Genomic DNA, 24,983 nt, shown 5'->3' on the forward strand with positions numbered 1-24,983 from the left:
TGTCCCACGGCATAACGGGACAAGTATTCAATTGAATTTTTCGATATATGGCACACATGTATGTCTGCATCGTGGATGAAATGAGCCGACAATTCCACCGGGCAGTATGTTGATAGACGGATACTCAGGATGTTCCCCGCTTATGCTATAAACTTTGCCCTCGTATGGTTGGCATTTCTTACACGGATTTGCATGCTTACTGATTCTGACTAAATCAAAACCATTATCTTGTATAGTCTGCACATTAGCGAAATTGTAGGCTTGCATCGTCTGCGATCGGACCACAATATCGGCATAATCACTTAGATTCATTTTGTGTCCGTTGGACTTCACCATTGCAGTTAATCCTTGTCGCTTCATTTCATCGAGCAAAATATCAGTTGTCTTGATACGGCTTCTTCCAGTGGCTATCCCGCTTGATACGATATCGTTTACTCTTTGTTTTGCTACTTCTTTATTTATTTTTTCTAATCCCTCATAAATCGATAGTTGGAAAAATTCCATTACCGTATTGTTCGCATCTCTTAATTGTCTTGTTGCAAGAAGCACAGCCGCTTCAACTGCTCTAGTTTTCACTATCGAAAAAGAAGCGGGAGTTGGTTTTACACCCATCGCTGCAATATTACTCAATGCGAATAAATGTCCTTCGTAGGCCATCTGACGAATGACTGCTTGAGTTCTTCCGATTGTCTGCTCCTCAACCCGCTTCAAGATTAAACTCAGTTGATAAAGGACATTTGCTACATATGTACTGTCCATGTAGTAATTCGTATCGATTCCCCTATATGGATTCAAGCCTTTTGCTAACTTAAAAATCTCCTTGTGAGCGAGTTGATAAATGCGAACAATTGAATTGATTTCTCTATCTGTTTTAGCCTTTATAAGTGCATTGATAAGTTCTTGATTATTCATTTGTCATCCCGCTCCCGAATGTAGGAAATAAACCAGCATCAAGAGGAGCCGAGCGCTCAGAAAGTTTTTCTTCTATGACTTGATTTATTTTTTCTTCACTCCAATGTGGGAACTGCAATCGTAATGCTTCTTTTTGTGAAAGAATGCCTGTACCATTTGCATACAAGGCCATAACTGTATTTGCATTCTCATCCCACTGAGCCGGTAGTCCATCACTCCAATCGATGGAAGGACGAATTACCTCCATGTCGCTCCAGTACGGGTCAAGATTCTTCGCAACTTGCATTAGATCGTAAGCCAAGTCACGGAAAGCCATATCGAGATTGCTCCTCTTACGAGCCGCATTATTGAGCGGGTCATAGAATTTAAATTTGAGAGCCTTTCCTGAATCGACATTCATACCATCCTTCAACATGCTTAAAGCAGCGGGGCTGAGTTCGCTTGCTAGTTGTAAATCTTGAATCAACAACTCATACATTGTTTTTACTGTTTCCATGTCTATATCTACACCAATTTGGGCTGGAACCCATAAGCCGGTAGACGTTTGTTGCATTGGAGCATTCACAAAGTAGACTTCTGAATTCGGCAGAAATAGATTTCCATTTTTATCTTTTTGAGCCATTGAAGCGGGAACAGACCATTTGGGACGAAGATTCTTGATTGTAGTAACATTAGATTCACTCAATAAGTTCTCTAGTGCAAATACAATATCTTCAAGCCCTTCATAATCGCTTAAACCTTCAAAATCGCTTGGTGAAGCCTTTGTATTTGGAATGTAACGAACAAGGATATTTTGTATGCCAGTCCCTACCTCTGTATTCAACTCAATTCCGAAGGTATTCAAATAAAAAAGAGCAATGTCTAATTGCTCTCCATTCTGCTCATCAAAAAGTTGTTGAATGATTTGACCTTGTTGATGAATTTCTTTTCTGATATATCTTTTTTCGTTTACTTTTATAAGCCAACGAATTTCTGCCACCAGAATCTGAGTGGCATCGTCAGGATGGAATACAACATAAAACATTTCATGATTCACCGAGTCGAATTTCGGGGCAAGTTTTCCTTCCTTTTCTTGCAGTAGTCCCTTGATAATCGTACAGCCAGCAAACGACATTTCACGAACCATTGGCTTTCCGTTCGCTTCGAGATTCGTGTTATCTTGAAGCAGTTGGATAAACTCTAATGTTTTAGGATTATCCGTCTGAACGACGAAGCGGGGAGTTTCTTGCATAACCAAATCCGCTGCCGTATCAGAAATTCGTTGAAACACTTTTGTCGGGATATACAATTCATCATTTTTTAGTTTCGTCTTATTTCGGAATAGTTCCGGCTGTTTTGTTAAGTATAGTTTCTTCCAGTATTGATATTTGCTTGCTTTACTCAATTGTTGTCTTTTTAACTCCATATCCTCACCTCCTCATAGTGCAGAGTTATTGCTGTAACCGGCTAGGCCGCCATATGCTTTTATAGCCTGCAAAAATAAAGAAGCCGCTATCACACGGTCATCCTTACAACCGTCAGCCGCTTCCATTTTTCCGTTTTCTTTTCGTATAAACACTTTCATTTCTTCAAGACATTCTCTGCTTCTGACTTTTATACTCTCCTCACGGAGAGCATCAGACAGGTCTGCAATCATAATAGGCTTTGTTGTCTTCGTTGTTTCAAATCCAGCCCTTCCTGTATTGAACGAGAAATAAATATTTGGATACATTCGTTCGTTTATCAATATGTGTAGAACTAAATCACCCATGTTGTTTTCTACGATACAGAAAGCATCGTTGTACTTCCTCATGAGTTCGTCACACTTACGAGCGAAAAACTCAGTAGGCAGGTCATTGATTGCAAATTCAAGCACCTGCTCTCCCTGTCTTGTCCATATTTGCAGAACATGATTATCGTTACCTGTCCCTTTGGATGGGTCAATTGAAGCAACATACTCGACATTCTTGATTGGTTCTGCCCAAATCTTGATTTCTTCATATTCGTCTTGCAGCGGGAGCGGGTCCATTGCATGCTTTTCTTCTTGTAAGAAAATGAATGACTTCGGAAGAAGTGTTTTGCCGGTTGTTCCCCAATTTCCGAGCGCATACACTTCATACTCTTCAGGATCAGTCTCTTTCAAAGTTTGAAGTGCTATCAGAGTTCCTTTGTCTACAAATTTGTTATCCAAGTATGTGCTCTTCGTAATTGAACAACTGTCTAACTTTCTGTCAAAAAAATAACTCTTTAGCCAGTGTGAAGCGGAGACAGGGTTAAATGTAACAATGATTTGTTTATAGTGTTTATTCCGTCCCCTCAATCGTCTGTCTAATTCTTGAAAATCCTTTTGGGTAATTTCCGCTGCTTCCTCAATCCAGATGCCAGTCACACCTTGAATAGATTTTAATTTCACAGGGTCGTCTAAACCTTTAAAGACGATTTGATTTCCGTTCGCACAAGTAATTGTCATTTCCGTTTTGTTTATCGTAAACATGTGTTCTACATTCCAGTTGCTTATTGCTTTCTTTATTTCTTCAAATACTGAATGACGAAGAGTTGTCCCGACTTTGCGAATGATTAGGAACTTATGATTGGATTCAACAAGCACACGATATACAATCTTTTGGGCAACAAAAAAAGACTTACCAGAAGCGGCTCCACCGTACAGGACTTCGTAACGGCTCTTGTCTGAAATGAGCGGCCAGTAAATCTTATTAAAGTGGCTCTTTTTAAGTTTTAATATTGTCTTACTCATTTTCATCAACTCCTTCGTCTTCTTCTATCATCACCTCGATAACATGAGTTTGTTCTCCTGTAACTTCAACTTCAGTAGGATTCCCACGAATCAGGAGTAGTTCTTTTATCTCTTTCAGTTCTTTCAAAATAATGTTGGACATCTTTTCGTACTCATACCAGTTTGTTGTCGGAAGGTTTGATACATTTACACGTGTTCGTGCTTCGTATAGCCTCTTCAGTTCTTCCAACTCTGCCTCAACGATTGTAGGAAGGAGTTCAACGGCTTTCTGTTCACGAACCGCAAGGTCGAATTCTTTGGCCTGACGAACCCACTCGTCTTCTTTGCTCCATTTCCAGACAGTTGCTTCTGAAATACTTAACTCTTCTGCTACAAGTCTTGTGCTTCGCTCTTGCATGTGTAAATACATATCTAATGCTCGTTGTCTTTTCCCGTTTTTTGCTCTAGCCATATCACTCCCTCCTTTCTTTCTTTGCTATGCAGATGCAATGTGTGTGCTATTTAAAGACAAAAAAATAAAAGGCTTATTCAGCCTTCAGATTGTGCTTGTTTATCACGTTCGATCACGTATCATCACCGGCTCTTTTTGAGAGTGATATTTACCATCAAACATCTGTCATACAAATTTTGGGTATATAAATCGCTTAATCAAATAAGCCAATGCAATTAAACAAATAAACTCGACTGTTTCTGCTTGTGTAAATGTGTGCTGTCTAAATACAATCAAGTCGATTGCTATTGCTAACAATCCGATAAAGCCAAATGCAAATGAAAGTGAATATAGAAATCTCCAGAAAAATTTCACTGTCATCACCTCTTGTTCTACCTTAGCCAGATTCGTACTGATTTAATCAAATATAAAATTAGGGAGAAAATCGAAGAGGAAAATAATTCAGATTAAAAGTCTGATACCTTCGGTTCGGTGTAATCCTCTTCTGCACAGCCCTATTTGGAGCGGGACTGCAGGAATCGAACCTGCTACACCAGATATGTCCCACATAATAATAAAAGACAGGATACAATTAAGTACCTTGTCTTTGAAAGAGGAGGTGAAGTAGAAAAAAGTTCTTCACACTATATATAGGCAACTTGTTAAGCAGTTCGTCCGTTCGTTGTAAACTTGCTGCTAATGTAATTATCAAGAATGTGATAGATGCATTCACATACTTCAAGTTCAAGCCACCACTTCTCTCTCATTCTTTTCTTCGCTTCAGACAACTGCTTGTAGAATACATCCTTTGACTTCATATCAAACACCTTCATCGTATTAGTAGAACTCATTCCCATGCCGTACAATTGGATAACGATATGTTCCTGAGTGTTCGCCAAGAAACTCAAATCAGGAAACGAATCGATAGAGCAATATATATAAAACTCAAGCGGATCTCTAAGTTTTGTTTTCAGTTTTTTATTGATTCGAAGTATTTCACTATGTATGTGTTGTAGTTTAAGACCTGTTCGTTCTGCGATATCTCTAACCGTCATTTCTTCACCATGATAAAGTTCGGCAATCATTTTTTGTATATCAGAAAGAAAATACATACGACCAAAATCAGGCCTTAGTAGCGGGACCGTGCTAGGCGTGCTCAGAGCCTCATATTCGCATGGAATGTCTCGGTAGTCATCTAGTGCCAGAACTCGGAAAGAAGCCCCGTATTTCCTTATGTATCGTCCTGTAAGGGTCTGCGAAAGCCAGTTGCAGATACTTCCCTTTGAACTGTCATAGCGAGTTAGCAAATCGTTATGATAAGCATAGACATCATTCACCAGTTCCTCCTGACTGTCAAACATAAAACGAATGTCGTATCCGTTATTTGAGAGTAAAAAATCCAATGTTCTGTATAGTTTCTCGCCAACCTTTTCTTTTCTTAAAATGCCACTGTTCAAGTTGATTCACCTCCTCTTCTTTTTTATAATCCATCACAATCACCTCCTACAAGTAAGTTCGATGCCAGAAAAATACGGCAAATTGAACGATTGCAACGAGTAACACACAGATACTGCTAATTAGTTTATCTCTATCGACAATGAACATTCCAACTGCCAAAACTAAAAACAAGATTGCCATTCCGAGCAAGTAGAAACTGAGAATCATTGTTATTCCTCCCTGAAAATTGATAAATCGTTATCCTGCAGGAAACGATGAAGGATTAAGCCTACTCTGTTTACAATTTCTTCGTCCTGTTGCGAAAAACCCGCTTCGTGAAACATTGCATGTAATAACTCGTGAACAATAACTTCTTTTTTTCTGTTCTCACATAGTTCTTCCTCTATTTCGATTTTGCATGTGTCGTAGTAGACCTTCCCCCATGCATCATGTTTCCTTGCTAAATTGGAAGCATCCTCAACAAAATAAACCATTCCACCGATTCTGAATTCCATTTTCTATATCACCTTCTTTCTCTATACACCAAAAAGAGCACACCAACACATCTTTCACCCTCTGTGTGTTGGAATGCTCTTAAATGGGTTTGCTCATATTGTTCAATGCAATTCTGGTACATCTCTCTTAGACAAAACTTATTGAATCCCTTTTTTTAATTAGATAAATTTTCAAGTTTATGTCTCGCCATAGCATTCCTTGCGGAACTGATTGCATTTAAGTAAAGCAGTCCTCCGGTTGAAACCAACACAGACACGACACTGATAAACTTGAAGAAGTCCGTATTTGGCAAGAATGTATTCGTAGCATAGAAGTATGTCCCTGTCGCACATACGAGCGATACAACAGCCAGCAGAGCAGCCAAAATGAAGCGATTCTCCACTCCGAATTCACGGTCAATATGCCACAATACGAATCCTCCAACCAGCAATGCTCCCAGCGACAGTATCGCATATCTTCCAAGCGAAATTTCCGCAAGGAAAAGCCTTGTAACGGGAAGATACACAATGATAGACATAATCAAACAATTGAAAAAGAAAATAACTCCAGTCAGTAAAGCAGGAAAATTCGTTTTATCTAGAATCCGTTCGATTTTATCCAACATCCGTCATCACTCCTATATTTGAAAATATAGACAAGAATGTATGTTCTTATACTATATCTAGTATATCATCCATTCCAGTATTTGTCATATCCAAACAAAATGCCTATTGAATATTTATCGTGATAAGTTATAAAATACAAACATACGTTCTTATTCAGATTGGAGTGTTTGCATTTATGGGGAAGCGGGACAATTTGTTTGCATCGATGAGGCTTATCTTGTCTGAACATAAGACAGTAATTCTTGAACTGCAAGAAGAAAAAAAACTGGTTCCGCAGCCGATTCTGGAGCAGGACGAATTAGAGCATTTCGACTATGCAATCCGTGACTCCGCACGAAACGACTATGCAATCACAGTCAGTTTGTGGAAAGAGAAAAAGAACGGACTTGGCTCTCTATTCACATTCTGGGGAGTAGTGAAATATGTAGATACGAAAAAAATCAAAATCGTAAATGTAACTGAAGTGGTCTGGATCGAGTCCCGCTTCATAACAAGTGTGATTGCTGATTAAAGAAAAGAAGCGGGGACGGTCCCGCTTCTGAGTATCTTACAGTTGTTTAAATTGTATTGTCCTCAATTTAGCATCAATATCAATTGGTTCAACTATGTATTCTACTATTTTCATTTCATTATCTACACTATAAAAGACAACTAATCTAATTTGTTCGAATATGTTACTTGTTCTTTCTCCACTTTCTGTATCGAATCCAAAGTAGTCAATAATTTGAAATAATGATTCAGTTTGTATGCAATTGTTCAATACGATTTTGTCTGCTCCACATTCAAAAGCATTGTAGTAAATACGAATAGAATTAACATTAAAGAAATATGATTCCTCTTCTTGAACACGAATAGTCCTTAAAATAACTTCGTGACGAAAATTTCTTGGTGTACAGTAAATGATCATTCCACATCATCCTCCTTTTTCTTCTTCTCTACTTCTTTGACTAGATAGCAGTTCGCAAGGCTTAAAGCATCGGCTTCGTTATCAGTTAATTTGCCTGTGAAGGCAAAGATATTTCTAACACATTGTTCCGTTTGCTCCTTCGTAGCCTTACTGTTCCTCACCGTAACAGCCTTGTGGGAAGCGGGGGCATACACAACAGTCGGTATACGATTTATCTCAGCAGCAAGCAGGAAAGCGGCGAAAGCATTAGCCAGCCTCTTTACAGTTGCGGCATTCTTCGCAAAAAAGTTGTCTTCAATAACCATCACATCGACTTTATAATCCTGAATAAGTTCAATCGCTTTCAGATATAGGTCAGCCAAGCGGTACTGGAGAGTGTCTTTATTACTCGTCTTGAGATTCAATGTATAAAGCACTTCTCTCTTGTCGTTGATAATGGCTATACCTGCTTGTCCAAGAGCAGAATCAACACCCATAATAATCATTGCCTCACCTCCTCTTGCGAGGATTGAGACTGTGCCTGTTTCCTCTTCCAATAAAGCCACAAATCGAGCATTTCACTATGTACTCGCTCTTTGCTTTTATCAACGAAATGAATCTGACAGTCCTTGAAATTATCAGTAAAAAATAAACGAACTAAATCTTTTTCCATACTATCGCCTCCTCTTTGTGGAGGAGGAGTATCTGTTATGTTGATTGTGTCTGTAAGGCTTTCTAGCCGATAAGTATTTGTATAATGTTAAGTAACCCCTCCTGATAAAATAAAAAGCAACCAAAGATGTCCCTGTTGAAGCGGGGGGACAAATTGTATGGTTGCTGTGTTGAAAAGTTTGTTGTTGTTGTAAATTCAGCCTTGTTCGGCTGCTGATTCTGCTTCTGACTCAGACTCTGTTTGACTTAGCATCAAGTCATCAGAAGCATTCTCAATGTCAATCTGGTCAAGAATCACCCAGTTCAATGAGCAGTAATCCTTGCCTGATGTTTGAGTCAAAAACAGGTGATACAAGCCACTCGTTTGCTCACGATTCAAGTAGATCCTCTCCGTGGCTCCGTGAGTCTGCCCTTCCCTGTCTGTGAACGAATAAGACAGCCGTAAATGTGAGTTCCCACTAGGATACTCAATCACTGTAGCAATGCCCTCGGAGGCTTTGATTCCGTCCATCAAGTCGCTTAATGTCATAGTTTCTGCTCTTCCCTTCAGTTTTTTACTCATTTGCTTTGTTTTTTGAAGTATCACGGAGTAATCATCTTGAGTGAAAGAAACATTTTTAAACAGATTGTGTCTTCTTACTGACTGAATCGTTATAGCCAATTGCTTCTCTATGCTGTCATAACTTGTTTCTTGAGAAAAATTCGGACTGAAAAAGAAAATCTCTGAACAAAGTTTCTCATTATCTCTGTTGAAGAAGAACTTAACAACTGCCATAGAGCCGCTTTTTACAAATGTCTTTTTGTAAACAAAGAACTTATTCTGTGTCATTGTTCATAGCACCTCATCGAAGTTGTCTTGAGCAACAACTAGAACTGTCATTTGTAGCCAAACTGTCTCTGTCAAAGATACATTAAGATAAAGTGAATTATCTACTTGTCTCTTTGACATATCTGCTTCAAATCCTGTTTTTTCGAGAACATTTGTTTGTATTTTTATTATATCATGCCTCTAAGCACTTGTCGCACCATCAAGGAAAAAACATCCAAAACCTTTAGAACGGCAGATTGTCATACTCTTCTTCTGTCATTTCGAGATTGCCCAGCCACGCAGTAGATGCTTCTTTCTTTTTTTCTGCTTGTTGCTCGGCTTTCATTTCTGCAGAGTGTTTCGCAAATGCTTCATCAAGAGCAGCGAACATTTTCTTCGTGTCTATTTGTTTTGTTGGTTTGAATTCAATCGACGGCTTCGGAGGCTCCTGTTTAGTTTGTTTTGGAGGAGCGGGTTCACGGAACAGCCATTGGAAACTCGGTTTCGCTACTTCTTTCTGTTTTATGATTGGCATTAACGGTGGACTCAGCAGTTCTTTAATGTGCTGATATAAGAGTTCTTTCGGTAAAGCCCAAGCCTCTTTTTCAATCGAGTGGTTAATCCATCTTCCGTTGTCAAAAGTTTGAACAATGTTTTCTTTCACTCTCAAGTTGCAGTCTAGTTCCCACGAAATCCACTGTAAGTCTTTAAGCGGAATTGGTTCGTAGTTCCTGCCATTCATCATGCCAAGTAAGAAGTCCTTCTGGAAGTTCTCTTGGAGATACGAAATGGCCTCGCTCTCGCTTAAATTCAAGTGTTGCTGCACGAAACTGATATTGTCTAACTTGCTCATTTCTTCGTTGAAATGAATAGAGATTTTTACTTTAGAAATCTGATTTAGTGAGAATTTGATTTGTTGCTCAAAAGCGACATCTTCCTTTCGCTTGTTCTTTAAAATACTCATAGTATCACTCCTCCTTTTTCTCTCTTAGCAAAGGCTAAGTGCTGTCTTTTGTTGAAATTGCAAACTGTCTGTTTTTGAGTGTTAGAATGGAACTACTTCTTCGCTACTCTGCATCTGTTCGTTGTTTTCTAACTGCTCTCTTTCATTAAGTGAAGCGAGTAGTTCTTTATAAAAATCACGTGTTGTTGGTGTTACTGACTTTCTCTTCTTGCTTGTCTCAACTTTCTGCTTCATTTGTGCAGCCGAGCCGCCGCCCGGACTGACATTCTCATTTTTTTGGATTACCCCATCTGCTTTGTTTATATAACCAGTCGCTTCGGCATCTGCTTTTAGAACATCAGGATTTTCTAATACATTTCTTATGAAGCCAGCGACATTGTCGGGGACGAATCCTTTATCGTAAGCCCGAACTGAATGTCTCAAACACTGGATGGAAAGTAGAGCAGTTTCTTCGTTTGAAATGTAAGGCAGAATCGCTTGTTTGACATTTGTATTCTTTAGAAAGACACTCACTAACTTAATGAGTTCTTTTTCCGTTTCAAAAGAGATTTTTGAAATAGGTTGGTTCTCAGCAGGAAGTTGGTTTTGTTGATTATCAGAAACAGAATCAGAAAATACACCCTCAGCATCCATCCGTCCGTCTTTCAAATTCTTATTCTTATTATAGATAGGATGTGCAATTTGCTTATCTATACTATCCATTTTGCTACCCATATGGTATGCATTTTGGGTACCTGAGTTCAGGTATGCATTTTGAGTACCTTTCTGTTCGTGAAGTTCTTTTAATCGCTCAATCTGTTGTTCGCACCAAACGATGCCGAATAGTGTTATAAATGCTTGCGGAGTCCTAATTTCTTCTGGGAAAGGAATTGGCTTTGTAATAATCCATTGAGTCGCCTCACCCTTTTTATTAAATCTTCTATCTTTAATTGGTCTAATTAAGCCATACTCTATTAATCCGATTTTTCCCAACTTTTTATCTCCGTTTATTGCTCGTTTTATTGAATTTAAACTTGTCCCAATTAGTTCTGCTAATTCTGCATCTGAAACAATGACTTCTTCTGATTCAGTTTCCCAGTCACGTTGTTTTCTAAAGTGATATATCTGTTCTAATTTCCAAAGCATCTTCATAACAGCAAGACCGCAATCTTTTATATAGTGCTGCCAACCAAGCAGTTCGTAAAAGTTTGTATCCATCGTGTAAAATTTCATACTATACACCTCCCATGTAGAAGGGCTAGAGGTGTGTTTGTAGTGTGTTGTAAGTGTGTGTTCGTGTTTTGTTATATCCCTTATGCAACCTACACTGTGAAGTGATTTGTAGGCTCCAGAAGGGGCATAACCCCTTTTTGTTACTTTTTCAAATACTCATATATCTTGTTCTTGCACTCTTTGAAGTAGTTGTATTTCTCGAATGTCGGATTATTCGTCTGTTCGATTCTCCAAATTTCATTCAACTGTGGCATAAAGATTTTAAAGAAATCATCAATATCTACATATGTAAGTGTGGTTCCTTCCACAACTACATTTACACCAATTAGTTCCGGTGAGTATTTGACTTTCTTGAAACTGAAATTAATATCGAACAATTTGAATGAGAGTGAATCAATCTCTCTTTCTCTTTGATAGTTCTCGTAATGTTCCGAAAGGATTTCTTTAATCTCTTCTTTAGAAAGAACATAATCTTTATTCATATTTCATCATCCTCCCATCTTTCAATTGTGCGTTCATCGTTTGGAACTCTTAATTGTTTAAATGAACGAAAATCTTCTACTGTTGCATTTCTAGTGTATGAGTCTCTAAAATACTCACCGTTCGGATCTGTTTCCCAAAAATTCAAGATTACTTTGTATGATTGTGTCTCTTCAACGAACAAAGCGACTACATAATTTGCGGAAATATACTCACTTAATGACAAATTCATATCGCAACACCTCCTGCCGTTAACAACAACTCTTCTTTGCTTAATGTTTCAAGAAACTCTTCTGAAACATCGTTTGTTCCAATTGGCTTCATTGATTCCCAGCCTTTTAGTATCAATTTCATTTCTTTATTTTTCGTGCTTACTGTTTTGGACTCATATAAACACTTATCTTCGTTGTAAAGTCTCAAAATACTATATAATTGACCGGCATAATTTTTTTCACCAAACAAATCAATCCAACCAAGTGCCTCTAAAATTTCCTTCGCAGCCCACGCTTTGTGTGCTTTCAACAATTTACCTTTTTCTGGATGAAAATAAAACTTCATAACCATCGTCCTCCTTTCTGGTTTGGATGTTGCGGGATACATGCTTGATTCTCATATATCCCATACATCCTATTTTCTTTATGTAATTCTTAATAACTAAGCGAACGGTATCAATAGTATTCGTATTCTTTATCTGCAAATGATTCGTAGACTTCCAGTCCTCTTCGATTTTTCCAGATGAAATCTATCATTCTTTCTAAATCTATGAATGAATATTCTCTATCTCTCCAATTGTTGTTTACGTCATACCATCTTATTGCAAATTCGTTGTCGTCATCTTTGAAAATTTCATATCTTCCGTTCGTTGATTTACTAACTAAAGTAAAGTGGTGACCTTTAATTTTGTAAGTATAATTAGATCCTTCTAGTTCGTAATGTCTTCTTTTCCATCCACTTCCCAATTCCAACAGATACTCTCTAACCTCACGCTTGCTTTTAAAAACTTTTCTCATAAACATAAATATCATCCTCCTCTTTGTTTGCAGGCCTTACCTCCCGTTTTTATGGCTTCCCAACTAAATCCTGCCCCAGCCAGTTTTCTATATGTACTATAGAACATTCGTTTGTCATTTCCTTGTTTTTCTTAAAATATTTCTTAAAGTTTTTAATTAAAAAAATATTTTAAATTGTTTATGTATATATCATAACTCGAACGAATGTTTGTGTCAAATTATAAGAGCATTTTTTTGAAGTTTTTTATTGACTTTTTATGATACTCTTCTATTGAACATTATCGGACGATATCCTTTTTTATTTTAGAGTTTTTTTCAAAAAATTTCTCTCTCTAAAATACAAGGCTATTTTTGTCCCAATGAGTCGTGAGAAAATATATACAGATAAGAGATTATTTAGGAGAGTGGTCGTATGAATGTCGTTTCTTACATCAATCAATCTGATGAAGCACTATTTGCAGAGCAGTTAGAATCTGTTAAGACTTATTGCAGCGAACAGAACTTGCGACATGTGATGAACTTCGACTCTCTTGAACTACTGACAAAATACATGCAGTACACTCACATCGTCATCGTCAACAATGAAACAGAACTAATTGAAAGTCCGTTTAAGCGGCTGGTTGAGTTTGTCCAATTGGCGGTCAAGCACGATGTGGTATTACTCATTAAAGAAGGACAGATAGAAGTAAATACACACTCTCTGTCAGAAGACAGTCTTTTTCTGTCGTTCCCGACAGCATTCGAAAAGATGGTATCCGAACGAACAAGGACATATGAAGAACTTAAAATGATGAAGTCAGAAATACTTAGAAGCATAATTGCACAGCACTACATATATCCAGCAGGTTGAAAAGCCTGTTTTTTGTTGAAATTTCTCGGCATTTAGTGTGTGCGCATTCATAAAATTTTGTATTATACTCTGTGTAGCACATACGAAAAGAAGGTGTTAGTATGTCTTTACCAACGACTGTTGAAACAATTATCGGATACATCAGAAGATCTAGACAAGATTTGCTTCGTGAGAAAAAAACAAATCAAGATACACTTGCAGAACAACACGAATTGATTTCAGGGATTTTAAAAAGATATGAGAAAGAACATGGTGTTCATACTGAACTTTTATCAGAAATCGAGTCTGGAGACTCTATTGAAGGTCGAAAAGAGTTCAAGAAACTTTTGGAGTTTTTGAAAAAAGTAAGTCCTCGGACTGTTGCTGTTTGTGTTAAAGAACTGTCCCGACTTGGGCGAGGCTCTATGGAGGAAATGGGGATTATCACAAACATCCTAAAGCGAAAACATGTGTATATCATTACTCCTTATCGTGTTTACGATCCTCAAAACAAAGATGATGCAAGAATGATTGACTTCTATTTATTCATGGCGAGGATGGAGTTTCTTAGCATTAAAGAGCGCATGGTAGAATCTCGCTATACTTATGCTGCTATGGGTCGACACATGGGCGGGAGTTCAGCAATCCCTTATGGTTATAAACTTAATGAGAGAACTCAAAAACTAGAGCCTGATGAAAGAACTGCTTGGGTTGTTCAAAAGATTTTTCATCACTATGTTGTTGATAAAGTTGGATATAACGGAATAAGCACTATTTTGAAAAAGGAAGGAATACCATCGCCCGGTGGTCGTGGATACTGGCATCCCCAGACCATTCGCAGAATATTAATAAATCGTGCATATATTGGAACACTTGAGTTCAAAAAGACATATAGACAACCAGAGAAAAATGCAGAAGGAAAAACTATTATGAAAGTCTACGAACGTGCTGAGCATGAGCAGATTATTGTCCCGAATGCTTGGGAACCAATCATTGATGAGGATACATTTAATAAAGCACAAGAAATCCTTACCGGCCGCAGGAATTCACCTACGACTAGGTTAGACTTTGAGCCAAACCCACTTGCTTCTTTAGTCATTTGTTCAACTTGTAATAAAAAAATGATTCGTCAGAGTGGCACACAAAAGTATCCAAAAAAAGATGGAACATTTTCTGTTTATCAGAAAGAGTTTCTAATGTGTAAGGATTGTCATATATATGTGAAGTACAAATCTGTTGAGGAAGAAATAATAAGAATTCTCCAAGAGGAATGTATTGAAGTTGACCCCGATATTCTTAAAGAACGTCTAAAGGATCTCACAGATTTTTCTTCTATAAAAAAACAGGATTACGATCCAGCAAAGCAAATTGAAAAATTACGAGCCGAAATCGAGCGACACAAAGACGGTCTTGGAAACGCAGGTTATAAAAATACTATGGGCATGATGAACGATCAGGTATACGAACTAACGGTTGCAAGACTGATGAGAGAAATTGAACAAAAGGAATTATATATAGAGCAATTATTAGCAGAGTTGCAGGAGGAACACACTGAGGGATTAGACATGGATGAAGTGCAGTTTAGATTCAAAACTGTACTTGAGTATTACCTTAACGGAGATTTTAGTAAAGGTGAAAAAAATGAATTGCTGCGGGGAGTTTTCGATTACATCGTTTTAGAGTTTATTTCTAAAGGCAAATTCAACCTTCATGTTATGTTTAACCCAAAAATGTTTTTTAATGCAACCCTTCATTAATTTGGAGGGTTTTTTGTTGTTTTGAGTCATAAATTCGGTTTTTTGGTAGTATCTTATATCAATCAATTCATCTGCAGAAATAAGGGCAAAACGACCTGCCTTGAAGTTTCCTTCCTGTGTCAGCGACAGGAGATGCCACAAAAATTTCTCGTCGCATTTCAACATTTCCTGAAACTCCATCAATCCACGATTGGCTTTGTTCAGCTCACCATCAAAGCGATACGCACGAGGGTCGGACTCAGAGCCGTACTTCGTAATCGTCGAGAAGTCAATGCTCCCCGTCAAATCGGCAATATCCTGTGACTTCGGATCGGAAGGGCTAAATGTACCGATCCCGACACGGTTGGCTTCGGAAAACAAAATCCGACGAACAGGGAAATCCTCGATGCACCCTCCGTATTCAGTCTCCAACCTCATCCGGTTATAGGGCGTCAATTCTCCTTCAATCTTGATTCCCAGCTCTTCTTCCACCTCTGGACGCAGCTCGTGAGGGATGAGATGGAGCGGTTCTTCGTGCATGGGGCAACCATCAAGTGCATAGATCGCTCCGGCTTCCGTCCGTGAATACTCTTCCAGTCCTCGCTTGAGCATCGTCACGAGCGTAGACTTACCGCCACTGACAGGTCCCATCAAGAGCAAGATGCGTTTGCGTACATCCAGACGACGCGCAGCCGAGTGGAAATATTCCTCCACTAGGCGCTCAACAGAACGATCCAATCCGAAGATTTCTCGACTAAAAAATTGATACGAACGTGAGCCGTCCTCGTTCTCTTCAACCCCCGCGCTTTTAATCATGTTGTAGACGCGTGAATGCGCCGTCTGGGCAATTTGCGGATTTTTACGTACTAGTTCCAAATATTCGGCGAATGTTCCTCTCCACATCAGGTTTTCTTCGCGGGCCCGGTGCTCAGCGATCCGTTTTAAAATGTCCATGTTCGACACTCCTCCCTCTTAAGCCCTCTCTCTTCCCAACGACAATGTACTCTCATGTATATGTCCGCCTGCGGTCACGCATTCACGTGCAAGCCGTTTTCTCCGGTTGCCAACAGGCTCTTACAGCCTTTACATATGTGTATGCGCGACATCAGCACAAGTTTCAGCAATCTTCCCATAAAAATCCGTCACATTACTTTTCTCACGCTTGGAAGATTACGGAATTGTAAGGTTTAACGAGCGTAGCTGTAAGCTGATTCGATGGTTTGTAATCCCTACTCCCCTGTAAAATACAATCATAAGCAGCAGACACGGAAAGCCAATATGGATTGGCATAACATACAGGAGGAACGATCATGGATATTCAAGCAGAACGCATTCAAGTGAAAAAAGGACTTTATTTGACCGGCATCGCAACCTTGGTGATTCTTTCGGTATTTATTTACCAAGCAGTGACAGGAATGGAACTTGATACAGGAGAAATACTGAGTGTGCCCATTGCGCTTAGTGCCTTCTTGAAACTTGTGAATGACCATCGAAAATTGTCACTTACGTAAGGAAGCAACAGCTTTAATTCGTTTGCAAAGTGGGCAGGCTACGCTATAATGGGAGTAGTTTGTTTACGAAAGGAGCTGTCAAACGTGGGTACATTTATCGTAGCATTGGTCTTCGGAGCTTTTCTGTTTTTCATTCTGACAGCTGGCTACAACGAGGACAAAACCTGGAACATGTAAGTATCCAGGGAAAAAAGCAGGCTGCCTACTGTGGCAACCTGCTTTTTTTGTTTTCTTGTTATTTCTTATTCTCTTTCTTTTCTGCTTTCATCGCTTCGATTTCAGCCTTGATTTCTTTTGCGCTCTTACCTGCTGTGTCAACGCCCCACTTGGCCGCCTTTTCTTTCAGGTTTTGGAGCTGTTCTTGCTTCTTCGCTTCTTTTGCTGCCTTTTTCTCAGCGTTTTCTGCTTTTTTTGCTACTTTTGCTTCTTTAATAGCCGCTTTTACTTCCTTCGCCGTTTTACCTGCCGTGTCAACGCCCAGCTTCACAGCTTTTTCGTTTAGCTTGGCGAGTTGTTCTTGCTTCTTCGCTTCTTTTGCTGCTTTTTTCTCAGCGTTTTCTGCTTTCTTTGCCGCTTTTGCTTCTTGAATGGCTGCTTTTACTTCCTTATTTGCTTTATCCGTGGTTTCGACACCCCACTTGGCAGCCTTCGCGTTCAGTTTTGCTCTGTTTTCTTCCTTTTTCTCCGCTTTCGAGTGCGTAACCGCAGCATCCGCCGCAGTCACACCAGAGATACCGCTAAACAGCAAGGTAGCCATTACCAGAGACGAAACAAGTTTTTTCATGCAGGATTTCCTCCTTTATTATGTAAAACATGGTCGTACACATCTAGCCTACCTGATGATTTTGGGAAAAGTATGTGAAAAAGCAGGCTTGACCATTTTTTCAAACGGACAGCCTGCTTCTCACCTATTCTTTCATGCTCATTTCTTAACGCGCAAACACACCGCTTTTTTCAGAAATCGCCGTAAACAGCTCTTCTAATGATCCACGCTGATCTACCTGATACTGAGGCTCACCACGGTCTTCCATCCAATTGGTTACCAGGAACGTTTTCATCCCCAGCTTGGATGCGACCATGTCCTCCTGCATGTGATTCCCGACCATGACACAATCTGTCGGTTCAACCCCGAGCTTTTGGCAAATCTCCTTGTAATAACCAGGATTTGGCTTCGTGAAATGCGATTCCTCATAGACAGTGACCAGCTCGAAATCATCCGGGGACATCCCGATCCAAGCGAGGCGATGGTGAATCGCATCACGTGGGAAAACAGGATTCGTTGCTACTGCAACCCGAAATCCTTGCTCTTTGGCGGCAGCAATAATCTGCTTTGCCCATGGTGAAGGATACGTCAAGTGAGAAAGTGTCGGAAACACATCGCGATAAAACGAATCAAACAGCGGCCATATTTCCTCTCGATCCCACTCACTGTGTTCCGCAAAATGCTCGATAAAAACTTGCTCGTTCGTCTTGTCAGGCTCTTGGTTCATGATCATTGCCTTGGTCGCATCCCAAATCAGCGCCAACAGCTTTTCGGTATCGTACTTATCTCCGACATGACGCCCTACTTCAACCAAGTAACTTTTGACAAAGGGTTCTGTCTGCATCTCTAATAACGTACCGTCCAAATCAAACAGGATGGTGTTTACAGTCATAATGGATCTCTCCCTCCCAAATGCCTTACGATAGCGATGGAAAACCTAACTGACGAAGTCCCTCAAACAAGACAATAGCTGCACAATTGGACAGGTTCACAGAACGGGTCGCACCGCTCATTGGGATACGAATAGTCTGTTCCCGATATTTTTCTGTCAGCTCTTCCGGCAAGCCCGTCGTCTCCTTGCCCAAAATAATGTAGTCGCCATCCCGGAAAGAAACGTCCGTATACAGCTTTTCCCCCCAGGTCTCCACAAAGTAAAAGGTACCCGCACCTTCTCCTTGTGCCGCAGCAAAGTGCTCAAAGCTCTCATGATGGTGAACATTTACTGCATGCCAGTAATCGAGACCAGCCCGCTTCAGGTAACGATCATCCGTTGAAAATCCGAGCGGATGAATCAAATGCAGATGCGCTCCTGTCGCTGCACATGAACGGGCGATATTTCCCGTATTGGCAGGGATGAGCGGCTCATGCAAAACAATATGTAACGGCATATCTGAAAATCTCCTTGTAAATTGCGAACTTGATACCTGTACACGTCCTATTATACCACCGTGCCCAGCTTCTGTAACAAATCGAGTGCCTGCTGCATCTAATCAGAAAACTTTGGCTATCGAAGGAGTGACGATTAGATGGGGACACCCATTTCATTTTGGCGACGCCTTGTCGCACATCTGAGCATCCTGAGTTTGATCCTGTTAGGCACCAGTTGGATGTGGGCTGATTTTTCTTCATTCCCTGCGCTGGAAACATGGAGTATGATTCTCGGCTATCTTTCATTTATTTTGATTGGCTGTACCTTATTGATTGGTCCACTCCAGTCCTGGCTCCCTGCTGGCTGGATGACTGTCAGCTTGTCCATCCGTCGAGAAATCGGCATATGGGCTGGGCTAACTGGACTGTTGCACGTCATTCTTGTGCTCGTCCTTTTTGAAGGTGAGCCTCGCCTGATAATCCTACAAGAAAACCGTTCTGAAAAGGCTGATGGATGGATGGGTCTGTTCTTTTTCGCTTCCTCTGATCCAAGCATGTGGCCATCTCCCAACTGGACCCTCACAGGCGCTGCGAACTATCTTGGTCTGCTTGCATTCTTCATTCTACTACCCCTGTGGCTGACTTCTTCTGCACGCGCAGAAAAATGGCTGGGTGGCTCCAGTTGGAAAAGGCTTCATCTCGCCAATCCATGGCTTTTTGTCATCGTCTTGTTCCATGGCTTGATTTACATCCAATCCATTAAAGGAGAGCCGCATACCTTTTCAGACATGCTCGTTTTCGCAGCAATGATTTGGATCGTTCGAAGCATCTCTTTTATACGAAGAGCTTTTTTTCGCAAGCGGTAATTATACCCCTCTTATATGAAAGAAGGCATAGCGCATTTTGGGCGTATAGGCTGTGGAATCCTCATATGCCCAATAACGCATGCTGCTATCTGTCGTATGGGCATTCACTAACGGCATCTGATTTGCGTCTTTTGCGACCACAATCGTATTGTGCTGAAAACGCCCATCCCCGTTAAAATCATAACAAATGATATCACCTGGGACCAATTCGGCCGCAGAGCTTTTCATAACCGCCCGCATAGGTGGTCCCCCCGATTTCAAAAGCAAATACAAGCTATGTGCTACCGTCCAGCTATAGCTCCAAGAGGCTCCTTTTCCCGTGCGAATCCACCAGCCCTTGCCCATCTCTTTCGACAACAGCATAGGAATTCCACCAGCGTGTAAACATTGCGAAATAAAATTCGTGCAGTCATCCGTAAAACGAGGATATACGGGATTGGTCGTATTCCAATAGCGTTCCGCATACGCGACTGCATTTGCAGCGTTGTATCCTCCCGCTCCATGCACAATCAGCATTGGTTGGTTAATGGCATCCTCGACACCTGACACAACGATGACAGGCTCTTCCTCTTCCTCGACCACCAATTTTTGATCACCATTCGACTCCCTTGCCCCGATTATCGACCATTTTTCATTCGTTTTGAGCAACTGGAGCTGGAACAATCGTTTGTTTGCCTCTTTATACTTGGTATGCTTGATCCCCAGTGTTTTATTTTCTTGCCATCGAACCGTTACTTCTATGGTGGCATCGGTATCTACCCAGCACATGGGCGTTACTTGTCCTTGGACAGCCAATAATTTGACTCCCCGCTCCTCGATCTTCCGCTTCTCCCGGTTCAGTCGATCCCATTCTTCCTGTACGCCAGACTCTCCTGTGCAATAAAAAGGCAGCAGCCGCTCATACTTTCCGTCCATCGATGACTGGTGAACTGCTTGAAAATATTGCTGAACAAATTCACGCCACTCCACTTTCCCCTCCTCCTTTCCGCCTCCAGACTGCGACATAGACTCATGAACCGTTCATCTCAATGAAGAATATGTCACTCGTGGAGCATTCAGAAGAAAAAGAAAAGCTGTCCGAGCAAGCAGACAGCTTATTAGGAAGAAGCATGAGCAAATAGTGGCCCTTCTTCTAAGGAAAGCAAATATTTTTTAATCGATAAGCCACCGCCGTATCCGACCAAGGCACCATTCGAGCCAATGACACGATGGCAAGGTATAATGACAGGAATCGGATTCCGATTGTTCGCACCGCCAATGGCACGAACAGCTTTCGCCGCTCCAATCGCCAAGGCAATATCCTTGTAAGAACGAGTTTCTCCATAAGGGATGTTCGATAGCTCATTCCATACATCCTTTTGAAAGGGAGTGCCGTACAATACGGTTGGAACATCAAACGTCTTTCGCTTGCCTGCAAAATACTCTTCTAATTGCTTTTTTGCAGACTCATTGATCGCATCGTTACGCGTTGGGGTAATTCCTAAGAACGTTTTTTTGCACCAGCGCACAAGCGGCGCCAATCCGTCTTCTTCATTGGCAAACTGAATGTAGCACAGCCCTTCTTCTGTAGAAGCCAGGAGCAATGGTCCAATTGGTGAATCCATCATGGTATAGCCTAATTCCTTTGCCATTTTACGTCCTCCCTCTCTCGTTCAAACTAAGCCTCAGCCTGCGCGCAGATCAAGCTCATGCCTTTTTCTATCTCTTCCACCACTTCTGGTGACGTCTCTTTTGCTTTTGCGGTAATGAGCGCTTCTTGTGCCTGCTCTCCCCCGATTTTTCCAAGCGCCCATGCAGCAGTTCCGCGGATGACTGGACGAGGGTCTTCGAACAAAAGACGCTCCAAATGAGGAACAGCGGTCCGATCCTTGAAATGCGCAAGTGCTAGTATGGCATTGCGCTGAATGGGCTTTTTACCCCGCCAAGATGAAGAGGATTGACCGAACTTTTCCTTGAACTCCTTATTGCTCATCTGAAGCAGCGGAATCAACAAAGGCTTGGCAATCTCCGGATCAGGCTGAAATTCAGCATGATGGTCGTTGTCGATGCGACGGTTCTTAGGACATACCGTCTGACAAGTGTCGCAACCATACAGCCGATTCCCGATTTTTCCCCGGAATTCATCTGGAATAAAGTCTTTCACCTGTGTCAAATAAGCTACACATCGCTGTGCATCAAGCTGCCCGCCCTGAATCAAGGCTCCGGTCGGACAAGCGTCTACACATATATTGCAGTCGCCACAGCCTTCTTCGATCGGTTGGTCGCTTGGCAACGGAAGATTAGTCACAAGTTCCCCCAAGTACACCCATGAACCGAACTCCGGCGTTATAATGGCACAGTTTTTTCCTACAAACCCAATCCCAGCCCGCTCGGCTACCGCACGATCTGACAGTGCTCCCGTATCCACCATGGATTCGATCCGAGCCCCTGGCTCCAGCTCCATAATGAATCGTGTCAGCTTGTCCAGCTTGTCGCGCAGAACGTGATGGTAATCGGTTCCCCATGCTGCACGGCATAAGATTCCCCGATACGCACCAGGCTCTGACTTTGGTGGATTTTTGAGCTTGGATGGATAGGCCAATGCTATAGAAATCAGCGAACGTGCCCCGTCCAACAACAGTTCCGGGTTCGTCCTCTTTTCTAAATCAGGCTCTTCGAATCCAGATTCATAACCCTTTTCCCGATGTACAATAAGCCGTTCTTTTAAGGTAGTGAATGGATCGGCACTGGCAAACCCGATCTTATCGATTCCGATTTCCTTGGCATAGTCAATGATGGACTGCTTTGTCTGCTCCCAGTACAGCAAGTCGTTCACAGCTGTTTAATCGCTCCTGTCGCCAATTCGTCGCAGCGGTTGTTCCATTTGTTGTCGGCGTGTCCTTTGACTTTTACGTACTCTACCTTGTGGGTGTCCATCAATTGCAGCAGTTCTTTCCATAAGTCTTGATTTTCCACCTGCTGGCCTTTGCTGTTTTTCCAGCCATTTTTCAGCCAGCCTTTATACCAGCCTTGCTTGAAGCAGTTAACCAAGTATGCACTATCGCTATACAGCGTCACCTTACAAGGCTCCTTCAATGTAGAGAGCGCCTTGATGGCCGCCAACAGCTCCATTCTGTTATTCGTTGTATGCGGTTCGGCACCGGACATTTCCTTGATGTGTTGGCCGTACATCAGTACAGCTCCCCAACCACCTGGTCCTGGATTGCCGGAACAAGCTCCGTCAGTATAAATATCAACCTCACGCATCGTCATCGTCAGGGGTTCCCTCCTCTGTTCTCTTCTATTGTATCGAAGCTTAGTCGCTTCCACAAAAATTTTTTGTTATACTACCAAAAATAGGATTAGTAAGGAGTGTCTATAGATGAAAGTTCAGCTAGATCCTTCCGTGTCCGAGCGTCTGCCGCAATTTTCTCTCGGCATTTTACAATACAGCAATGCTTCCGTCAGCGACTCCCCCAAAATGCTGCAGGGACGCATTAATTATTATGTGGAGAGTTTGCGGCTGGAGCACGACACTGCAAACCTGACAGAAATCGAAGGCATCCGCGAGTGGAGGGCCTGTTTTAAACAGGTTGGCATTGATCCGTCCCGATACCGCCCTTCCTCCGAAGCATTGCTGCGCCGACTGCTGCAGGGAAATCCTTTTTTCTGGATTAACAGCGCTGTTGATGTTAATAATTTTTTCTCGGTTTTGCACGCACTTCCTTTTGGAATTTATGACCTCAATCACTTAGCGGGTGATATCACTTGTCGTCTCGGCCACGCCGAAGATGTCTATGAAGGATTAAATGGACGTGAAGTCAACATGGAAGGAAAACTGCTCCTCGCTGATGGTAACGGAGCATTTGGGAGTCCCATCGTCGATTCCAAGCGTTCATGCGTGACGGAACAAAGTACTACGCTCCTCCAAGTCATCTTTTTCCATGAAAAAATGGAACAATCTAAAAAAGAAGAAATCGTAGGCTCAGTTGGTCGCATGTTCACGGAAATTAACGGTGGCGAGCTGACTCACTCCTCTATTGTTACCGCCTAAGAAAAAGACGGCCCGTCATGCAGCCTGGCCGTCTTTCTTTACGCTATCCTCTTCCTTTTTTCTAAAAATGATATGTTCCAGGACCAAGCACACAATAACTCCGAGCAATAAGCCATTGCCGAACAAGAAGCTGGCTAGTGCAGGAAGTTGCTGCCAAGCTACAGCAGGTACGAACATGACTCCGATCCCGACCAGTAGCGAGCTGCCCCCAACAATAATCGTACGTTCGTCCATCTTCACATTCACGTAATCCTTCAAACCGAAGCCAAGCAGTTGCGTATAGGAAATGAACATCGCCGCATAAGCCACTGGAGTAGGCAAAGCCGCCAAAAAATGGGCAACAGTGGGAATCAGCCCAATCAGCATCATCCCCAGCATCGCTATCACAAATGGCAGGCGTGAAGCCATTTTCGTCGTTTGAATAACCGCTGCTGCCAAGGAAAGTGGAATCATACCTACCACACCGCTCAAGCCTGACAGGAAATGGGATACCCCTGTAAAAATACCACCGCGATTGTACTGCTTTTCAGTAGGCACAGTGTCTGTCGCTTTCCCCATGACCGACAAACTCGTCATGAGGTTTGTCAACAAAACGAATCCTGTCAGCATACTCGTTAATACAACGCCCCAATCCCAGCGTGGGGGTCCCCAAAAGAAAATAGAAGGCCATGAAAATATTTGTTCAGTAGGCCGAACTGGTTCTGTCCATCCAAGAAGCGCGTACACGATCCAGCCCCCAACCATGCCAAACAGAACGGCAAAACTTGAGAATCGCTTCGTTCGCATAATGAACACAACAAGGGCTACAATCCCTATGGACACAAGTGCTACACCCGGCTGTACCTCTTTTGAATGCTGAAAACCAATACCGAGCATGCCCGTGAGAATGTTACTACACAAAGAAACAGCAAGCAAAATCATATACGTACCTGAAACCAGCGGCGTAAACCACTTCTGTAATTTGCCAATCCAGCCTAATAAGCCAAAAATGAAAAAGAGTAGACCTGCTAATATCATACCCACTTGAAAGGATTGGCCGATTTCTTGTGGATGGAGACCCATGCTCGTTCCGAGTTGAGCCAAAATGATAAAGATCCCCCACCATAATCCAGCCGGTCCTTCTATCATCGGATAGCGGTGTCCAATCCATACTTGCAGTAGCGACGCAAGTCCAATGTAAAACATGGTTTGCTGCATCAGCTTTCCAATTT

Annotated in this window: 32 protein-coding genes and 1 pseudogene (1 of these 33 running past the window's edge); 6 read left to right on the forward strand and 27 right to left on the reverse strand. The window is 41.6% G+C overall.

Translation table 11 applies throughout. From position 1 onward, the window contains the following. Nucleotides 1-27: 27 nt before the first annotated feature. The 8 genes from EL268_RS24465 to EL268_RS24495 all read right to left on the reverse strand — a co-directional run bounded on the left by EL268_RS24465 (nucleotide 28) and on the right by EL268_RS24495 (nucleotide 6,633). Nucleotides 28-912, reverse strand: coding sequence for a phage minor capsid protein (locus EL268_RS24465; RefSeq protein ID WP_106655972.1), 885 nt, complete (start codon nucleotides 910-912; stop codon nucleotides 28-30). Continuing rightward, nucleotides 905-2,317, reverse strand: a complete 1,413-nt coding sequence (locus tag EL268_RS24470; RefSeq protein ID WP_106655973.1) for a phage portal protein — start codon at nucleotides 2,315-2,317, stop codon at nucleotides 905-907. Before EL268_RS24470 ends, EL268_RS24465 begins: the two co-directional genes overlap by 8 nt. 12 nt (nucleotides 2,318-2,329) lie before the next feature. Next, nucleotides 2,330-3,646, reverse strand: a complete 1,317-nt coding sequence (locus EL268_RS24475) for a PBSX family phage terminase large subunit (RefSeq protein WP_106655974.1) — start codon at nucleotides 3,644-3,646, stop codon at nucleotides 2,330-2,332. Further along, complete coding sequence (locus EL268_RS24480) at nucleotides 3,639-4,097, reverse strand: phage terminase small subunit-related protein (protein WP_106655975.1); 459 nt, start codon at nucleotides 4,095-4,097, stop codon at nucleotides 3,639-3,641. Before EL268_RS24480 ends, EL268_RS24475 begins: the two co-directional genes overlap by 8 nt. A gap of 641 nt (nucleotides 4,098-4,738) precedes the next feature. Continuing rightward, nucleotides 4,739-5,533, reverse strand: coding sequence for a sigma-70 RNA polymerase sigma factor region 4 domain-containing protein (locus EL268_RS24485; protein ID WP_126435473.1), 795 nt, complete (start codon nucleotides 5,531-5,533; stop codon nucleotides 4,739-4,741). 46 nt (nucleotides 5,534-5,579) lie between these two features. After that, nucleotides 5,580-5,741 carry a hypothetical protein gene (locus tag EL268_RS32950; protein WP_164724516.1) on the reverse strand — a complete coding sequence of 54 codons (162 nt, stop codon included), beginning with the start codon at nucleotides 5,739-5,741 and terminating at the stop codon, nucleotides 5,580-5,582. A gap of 2 nt (nucleotides 5,742-5,743) precedes the next feature. Further along, on the reverse strand, nucleotides 5,744-6,028 hold the full coding sequence (locus EL268_RS24490; RefSeq protein ID WP_106655978.1) for a hypothetical protein: 285 nt from the start codon (nucleotides 6,026-6,028) through the stop codon (nucleotides 5,744-5,746). Nucleotides 6,029-6,183: 155 nt separating this feature from the next. Then, nucleotides 6,184-6,633 (reverse strand): hypothetical protein, encoded by a 450-nt coding sequence (locus EL268_RS24495; RefSeq protein ID WP_106655979.1) that lies wholly within the window; start codon nucleotides 6,631-6,633, stop codon nucleotides 6,184-6,186. Nucleotides 6,634-6,851: 218 nt separating this feature from the next. On the opposite strand from EL268_RS24495, the gene EL268_RS24500 reads away from it, so the two are divergent. Next, nucleotides 6,852-7,145, forward strand: coding sequence for a YolD-like family protein (locus EL268_RS24500; RefSeq protein WP_232030044.1), 294 nt, complete (start codon nucleotides 6,852-6,854; stop codon nucleotides 7,143-7,145). A gap of 36 nt (nucleotides 7,146-7,181) precedes the next feature. Here the strand turns inward: EL268_RS24500 and EL268_RS24505 are convergent, their stop codons facing one another. The 10 genes from EL268_RS24505 to EL268_RS24545 form a co-directional block, all read right to left on the reverse strand. Beyond that, nucleotides 7,182-7,541: a hypothetical protein gene (locus tag EL268_RS24505; RefSeq protein WP_106655981.1), complete on the reverse strand. Its 360-nt coding sequence runs from the start codon at nucleotides 7,539-7,541 to the stop codon at nucleotides 7,182-7,184. Continuing rightward, nucleotides 7,538-8,026 (reverse strand): crossover junction endodeoxyribonuclease RuvC, encoded by a 489-nt coding sequence (locus tag EL268_RS24510; RefSeq protein ID WP_106655982.1) that lies wholly within the window; start codon nucleotides 8,024-8,026, stop codon nucleotides 7,538-7,540. Before EL268_RS24510 ends, EL268_RS24505 begins: the two co-directional genes overlap by 4 nt. Next, a complete protein-coding gene (locus EL268_RS32955) occupies nucleotides 8,023-8,193 on the reverse strand; it encodes a hypothetical protein (RefSeq protein WP_164724517.1) in 171 nt (56 codons plus the stop codon). Before EL268_RS32955 ends, EL268_RS24510 begins: the two co-directional genes overlap by 4 nt. Nucleotides 8,194-8,388: 195 nt before the next feature. Then, nucleotides 8,389-9,021 (reverse strand): hypothetical protein, encoded by a 633-nt coding sequence (locus tag EL268_RS24515; protein WP_106655983.1) that lies wholly within the window; start codon nucleotides 9,019-9,021, stop codon nucleotides 8,389-8,391. Nucleotides 9,022-9,244: 223 nt separating this feature from the next. After that, nucleotides 9,245-9,964, reverse strand: a complete 720-nt coding sequence (locus EL268_RS24520; RefSeq protein WP_106655984.1) for a hypothetical protein — start codon at nucleotides 9,962-9,964, stop codon at nucleotides 9,245-9,247. 81 nt (nucleotides 9,965-10,045) lie between these two features. Beyond that, the gene (locus EL268_RS24525) at nucleotides 10,046-11,176 is read right to left on the reverse strand and encodes a hypothetical protein (protein ID WP_106655985.1); all 1,131 of its coding nucleotides are present in this window, start codon (nucleotides 11,174-11,176) and stop codon (nucleotides 10,046-10,048) included. Nucleotides 11,177-11,316: 140 nt separating this feature from the next. After that, nucleotides 11,317-11,658: a hypothetical protein gene (locus tag EL268_RS24530; protein WP_106655986.1), complete on the reverse strand. Its 342-nt coding sequence runs from the start codon at nucleotides 11,656-11,658 to the stop codon at nucleotides 11,317-11,319. Beyond that, nucleotides 11,655-11,888 carry a hypothetical protein gene (locus EL268_RS24535; protein ID WP_106655987.1) on the reverse strand — a complete coding sequence of 78 codons (234 nt, stop codon included), beginning with the start codon at nucleotides 11,886-11,888 and terminating at the stop codon, nucleotides 11,655-11,657. The genes EL268_RS24530 and EL268_RS24535 overlap by 4 nt, the downstream gene beginning before the upstream one ends. Next, complete coding sequence (locus EL268_RS24540; RefSeq protein WP_106655988.1) at nucleotides 11,885-12,214, reverse strand: hypothetical protein; 330 nt, start codon at nucleotides 12,212-12,214, stop codon at nucleotides 11,885-11,887. The genes EL268_RS24535 and EL268_RS24540 overlap by 4 nt, the downstream gene beginning before the upstream one ends. Before the next feature lie 110 nt (nucleotides 12,215-12,324). Beyond that, nucleotides 12,325-12,672 carry a hypothetical protein gene (locus tag EL268_RS24545; protein ID WP_106655989.1) on the reverse strand — a complete coding sequence of 116 codons (348 nt, stop codon included), beginning with the start codon at nucleotides 12,670-12,672 and terminating at the stop codon, nucleotides 12,325-12,327. A gap of 406 nt (nucleotides 12,673-13,078) precedes the next feature. Between EL268_RS24545 and EL268_RS24550 the strand changes: the two genes are divergently transcribed. Beyond that, nucleotides 13,079-13,516, forward strand: coding sequence for a hypothetical protein (locus tag EL268_RS24550; protein ID WP_106655990.1), 438 nt, complete (start codon nucleotides 13,079-13,081; stop codon nucleotides 13,514-13,516). A gap of 101 nt (nucleotides 13,517-13,617) precedes the next feature. Then, complete coding sequence (locus tag EL268_RS24555; RefSeq protein WP_106655991.1) at nucleotides 13,618-15,252, forward strand: recombinase family protein; 1,635 nt, start codon at nucleotides 13,618-13,620, stop codon at nucleotides 15,250-15,252. A 60-nt stretch (nucleotides 15,253-15,312) separates the two neighbouring features. Here the strand turns inward: EL268_RS24555 and EL268_RS24560 are convergent. After that, a pseudogene (locus tag EL268_RS24560) lies at nucleotides 15,313-16,185 on the reverse strand (protein prkA); the annotation flags it as partial. Nucleotides 16,186-16,541: 356 nt separating this feature from the next. On the opposite strand from EL268_RS24560, the gene EL268_RS24565 reads away from it, so the two are divergent. Further along, nucleotides 16,542-16,742: a hypothetical protein gene (locus tag EL268_RS24565; protein WP_088906116.1), complete on the forward strand. Its 201-nt coding sequence runs from the start codon at nucleotides 16,542-16,544 to the stop codon at nucleotides 16,740-16,742. A gap of 235 nt (nucleotides 16,743-16,977) precedes the next feature. Here EL268_RS24565 and EL268_RS24570 read toward each other — a convergent pair whose 3' ends face one another. From EL268_RS24570 to trmL, 3 genes are all read right to left on the reverse strand, one after another. Further along, complete coding sequence (locus tag EL268_RS24570; RefSeq protein ID WP_106655992.1) at nucleotides 16,978-17,526, reverse strand: hypothetical protein; 549 nt, start codon at nucleotides 17,524-17,526, stop codon at nucleotides 16,978-16,980. Nucleotides 17,527-17,671: 145 nt separating this feature from the next. Continuing rightward, on the reverse strand, nucleotides 17,672-18,397 hold the full coding sequence (locus tag EL268_RS24575) for an HAD family hydrolase (RefSeq protein ID WP_106655993.1): 726 nt from the start codon (nucleotides 18,395-18,397) through the stop codon (nucleotides 17,672-17,674). A 25-nt stretch (nucleotides 18,398-18,422) separates the two neighbouring features. Further along, on the reverse strand, nucleotides 18,423-18,893 hold the full coding sequence (gene trmL / locus EL268_RS24580; RefSeq protein WP_048031461.1) for a tRNA (uridine(34)/cytosine(34)/5-carboxymethylaminomethyluridine(34)-2'-O)-methyltransferase TrmL: 471 nt from the start codon (nucleotides 18,891-18,893) through the stop codon (nucleotides 18,423-18,425). 138 nt (nucleotides 18,894-19,031) lie between these two features. Here trmL and EL268_RS24585 point away from each other — a divergent pair, with 138 nt between their 5' ends. Then, a complete protein-coding gene (locus EL268_RS24585) occupies nucleotides 19,032-19,739 on the forward strand; it encodes a ferric reductase-like transmembrane domain-containing protein (protein ID WP_106655994.1) in 708 nt (235 codons plus the stop codon). Here the strand turns inward: EL268_RS24585 and EL268_RS24590 are convergent, their stop codons facing one another. The 4 genes from EL268_RS24590 to rnhA form a co-directional block, all read right to left on the reverse strand. Continuing rightward, a complete protein-coding gene (locus EL268_RS24590) occupies nucleotides 19,740-20,708 on the reverse strand; it encodes an amidase domain-containing protein (protein WP_106655995.1) in 969 nt (322 codons plus the stop codon). 128 nt (nucleotides 20,709-20,836) lie between these two features. Then, a complete protein-coding gene (locus tag EL268_RS24595; protein WP_106655996.1) occupies nucleotides 20,837-21,370 on the reverse strand; it encodes a methylated-DNA--[protein]-cysteine S-methyltransferase in 534 nt (177 codons plus the stop codon). Between the two features lie 26 nt (nucleotides 21,371-21,396). Then, nucleotides 21,397-22,554: a tRNA epoxyqueuosine(34) reductase QueG gene (gene queG, locus EL268_RS24600; protein WP_106655997.1), complete on the reverse strand. Its 1,158-nt coding sequence runs from the start codon at nucleotides 22,552-22,554 to the stop codon at nucleotides 21,397-21,399. Beyond that, entirely contained in the window at nucleotides 22,551-22,985 is a 435-nt protein-coding gene (gene rnhA, locus EL268_RS24605) for a ribonuclease HI (RefSeq protein ID WP_173630755.1), read from the reverse strand. The genes queG and rnhA overlap by 4 nt, the downstream gene beginning before the upstream one ends. A 115-nt stretch (nucleotides 22,986-23,100) precedes the next feature. Between rnhA and EL268_RS24610 the strand changes: the two genes are divergently transcribed. Further along, on the forward strand, nucleotides 23,101-23,772 hold the full coding sequence (locus EL268_RS24610) for a B3/B4 domain-containing protein (RefSeq protein WP_106655998.1): 672 nt from the start codon (nucleotides 23,101-23,103) through the stop codon (nucleotides 23,770-23,772). Between the two features lie 15 nt (nucleotides 23,773-23,787). Here EL268_RS24610 and EL268_RS24615 read toward each other — a convergent pair whose 3' ends face one another. Beyond that, nucleotides 23,788-24,983, reverse strand: partial view of a purine/pyrimidine permease gene (locus EL268_RS24615; RefSeq protein ID WP_106655999.1) — the 3' portion only. Its footprint extends 136 nt past the window's final position; only the last 1,196 of its 1,332 coding nucleotides appear in the window; its start codon lies beyond the right edge, outside the window; it ends in the stop codon at nucleotides 23,788-23,790.

The sequence above is a fragment of the Brevibacillus brevis genome (genome assembly GCF_900637055.1).
Lineage (GTDB): Bacteria > Bacillota > Bacilli > Brevibacillales > Brevibacillaceae > Brevibacillus > Brevibacillus brevis.

Coding starts and splice junctions, on each gene's coding strand:
- EL268_RS24465 (WP_106655972.1), bottom strand. CDS start 912: ATGAATAATCAAGAACTTATCAATGCACTTATAAAGGCTAAAACAGAT.
- EL268_RS24470 (WP_106655973.1), bottom strand. CDS start 2,317: ATGGAGTTAAAAAGACAACAATTGAGTAAAGCAAGCAAATATCAATAC.
- EL268_RS24475 (WP_106655974.1), bottom strand. CDS start 3,646: ATGAGTAAGACAATATTAAAACTTAAAAAGAGCCACTTTAATAAGATT.
- EL268_RS24480 (WP_106655975.1), bottom strand. CDS start 4,097: ATGGCTAGAGCAAAAAACGGGAAAAGACAACGAGCATTAGATATGTAT.
- EL268_RS32950 (WP_164724516.1), bottom strand. CDS start 5,741: ATGATTCTCAGTTTCTACTTGCTCGGAATGGCAATCTTGTTTTTAGTT.
- EL268_RS24490 (WP_106655978.1), bottom strand. CDS start 6,028: ATGGAATTCAGAATCGGTGGAATGGTTTATTTTGTTGAGGATGCTTCC.
- EL268_RS24495 (WP_106655979.1), bottom strand. CDS start 6,633: ATGTTGGATAAAATCGAACGGATTCTAGATAAAACGAATTTTCCTGCT.
- EL268_RS24505 (WP_106655981.1), bottom strand. CDS start 7,541: ATGATCATTTACTGTACACCAAGAAATTTTCGTCACGAAGTTATTTTA.
- EL268_RS24510 (WP_106655982.1), bottom strand. CDS start 8,026: ATGATTATTATGGGTGTTGATTCTGCTCTTGGACAAGCAGGTATAGCC.
- EL268_RS32955 (WP_164724517.1), bottom strand. CDS start 8,193: ATGGAAAAAGATTTAGTTCGTTTATTTTTTACTGATAATTTCAAGGAC.
- EL268_RS24515 (WP_106655983.1), bottom strand. CDS start 9,021: ATGACACAGAATAAGTTCTTTGTTTACAAAAAGACATTTGTAAAAAGC.
- EL268_RS24520 (WP_106655984.1), bottom strand. CDS start 9,964: ATGAGTATTTTAAAGAACAAGCGAAAGGAAGATGTCGCTTTTGAGCAA.
- EL268_RS24525 (WP_106655985.1), bottom strand. CDS start 11,176: ATGAAATTTTACACGATGGATACAAACTTTTACGAACTGCTTGGTTGG.
- EL268_RS24530 (WP_106655986.1), bottom strand. CDS start 11,658: ATGAATAAAGATTATGTTCTTTCTAAAGAAGAGATTAAAGAAATCCTT.
- EL268_RS24535 (WP_106655987.1), bottom strand. CDS start 11,888: ATGAATTTGTCATTAAGTGAGTATATTTCCGCAAATTATGTAGTCGCT.
- EL268_RS24540 (WP_106655988.1), bottom strand. CDS start 12,214: ATGAAGTTTTATTTTCATCCAGAAAAAGGTAAATTGTTGAAAGCACAC.
- EL268_RS24545 (WP_106655989.1), bottom strand. CDS start 12,672: ATGTTTATGAGAAAAGTTTTTAAAAGCAAGCGTGAGGTTAGAGAGTAT.
- EL268_RS24550 (WP_106655990.1), top strand. CDS start 13,079: ATGAATGTCGTTTCTTACATCAATCAATCTGATGAAGCACTATTTGCA.
- EL268_RS24555 (WP_106655991.1), top strand. CDS start 13,618: ATGTCTTTACCAACGACTGTTGAAACAATTATCGGATACATCAGAAGA.
- EL268_RS24565 (WP_088906116.1), top strand. CDS start 16,542: ATGGATATTCAAGCAGAACGCATTCAAGTGAAAAAAGGACTTTATTTG.
- EL268_RS24570 (WP_106655992.1), bottom strand. CDS start 17,526: ATGAAAAAACTTGTTTCGTCTCTGGTAATGGCTACCTTGCTGTTTAGC.
- EL268_RS24575 (WP_106655993.1), bottom strand. CDS start 18,397: ATGACTGTAAACACCATCCTGTTTGATTTGGACGGTACGTTATTAGAG.
- trmL (WP_048031461.1), bottom strand. CDS start 18,893: ATGCCGTTACATATTGTTTTGCATGAGCCGCTCATCCCTGCCAATACG.
- EL268_RS24585 (WP_106655994.1), top strand. CDS start 19,032: ATGGGGACACCCATTTCATTTTGGCGACGCCTTGTCGCACATCTGAGC.
- EL268_RS24595 (WP_106655996.1), bottom strand. CDS start 21,370: ATGGCAAAGGAATTAGGCTATACCATGATGGATTCACCAATTGGACCA.
- rnhA (WP_173630755.1), bottom strand. CDS start 22,985: ATGCGTGAGGTTGATATTTATACTGACGGAGCTTGTTCCGGCAATCCA.
- EL268_RS24610 (WP_106655998.1), top strand. CDS start 23,101: ATGAAAGTTCAGCTAGATCCTTCCGTGTCCGAGCGTCTGCCGCAATTT.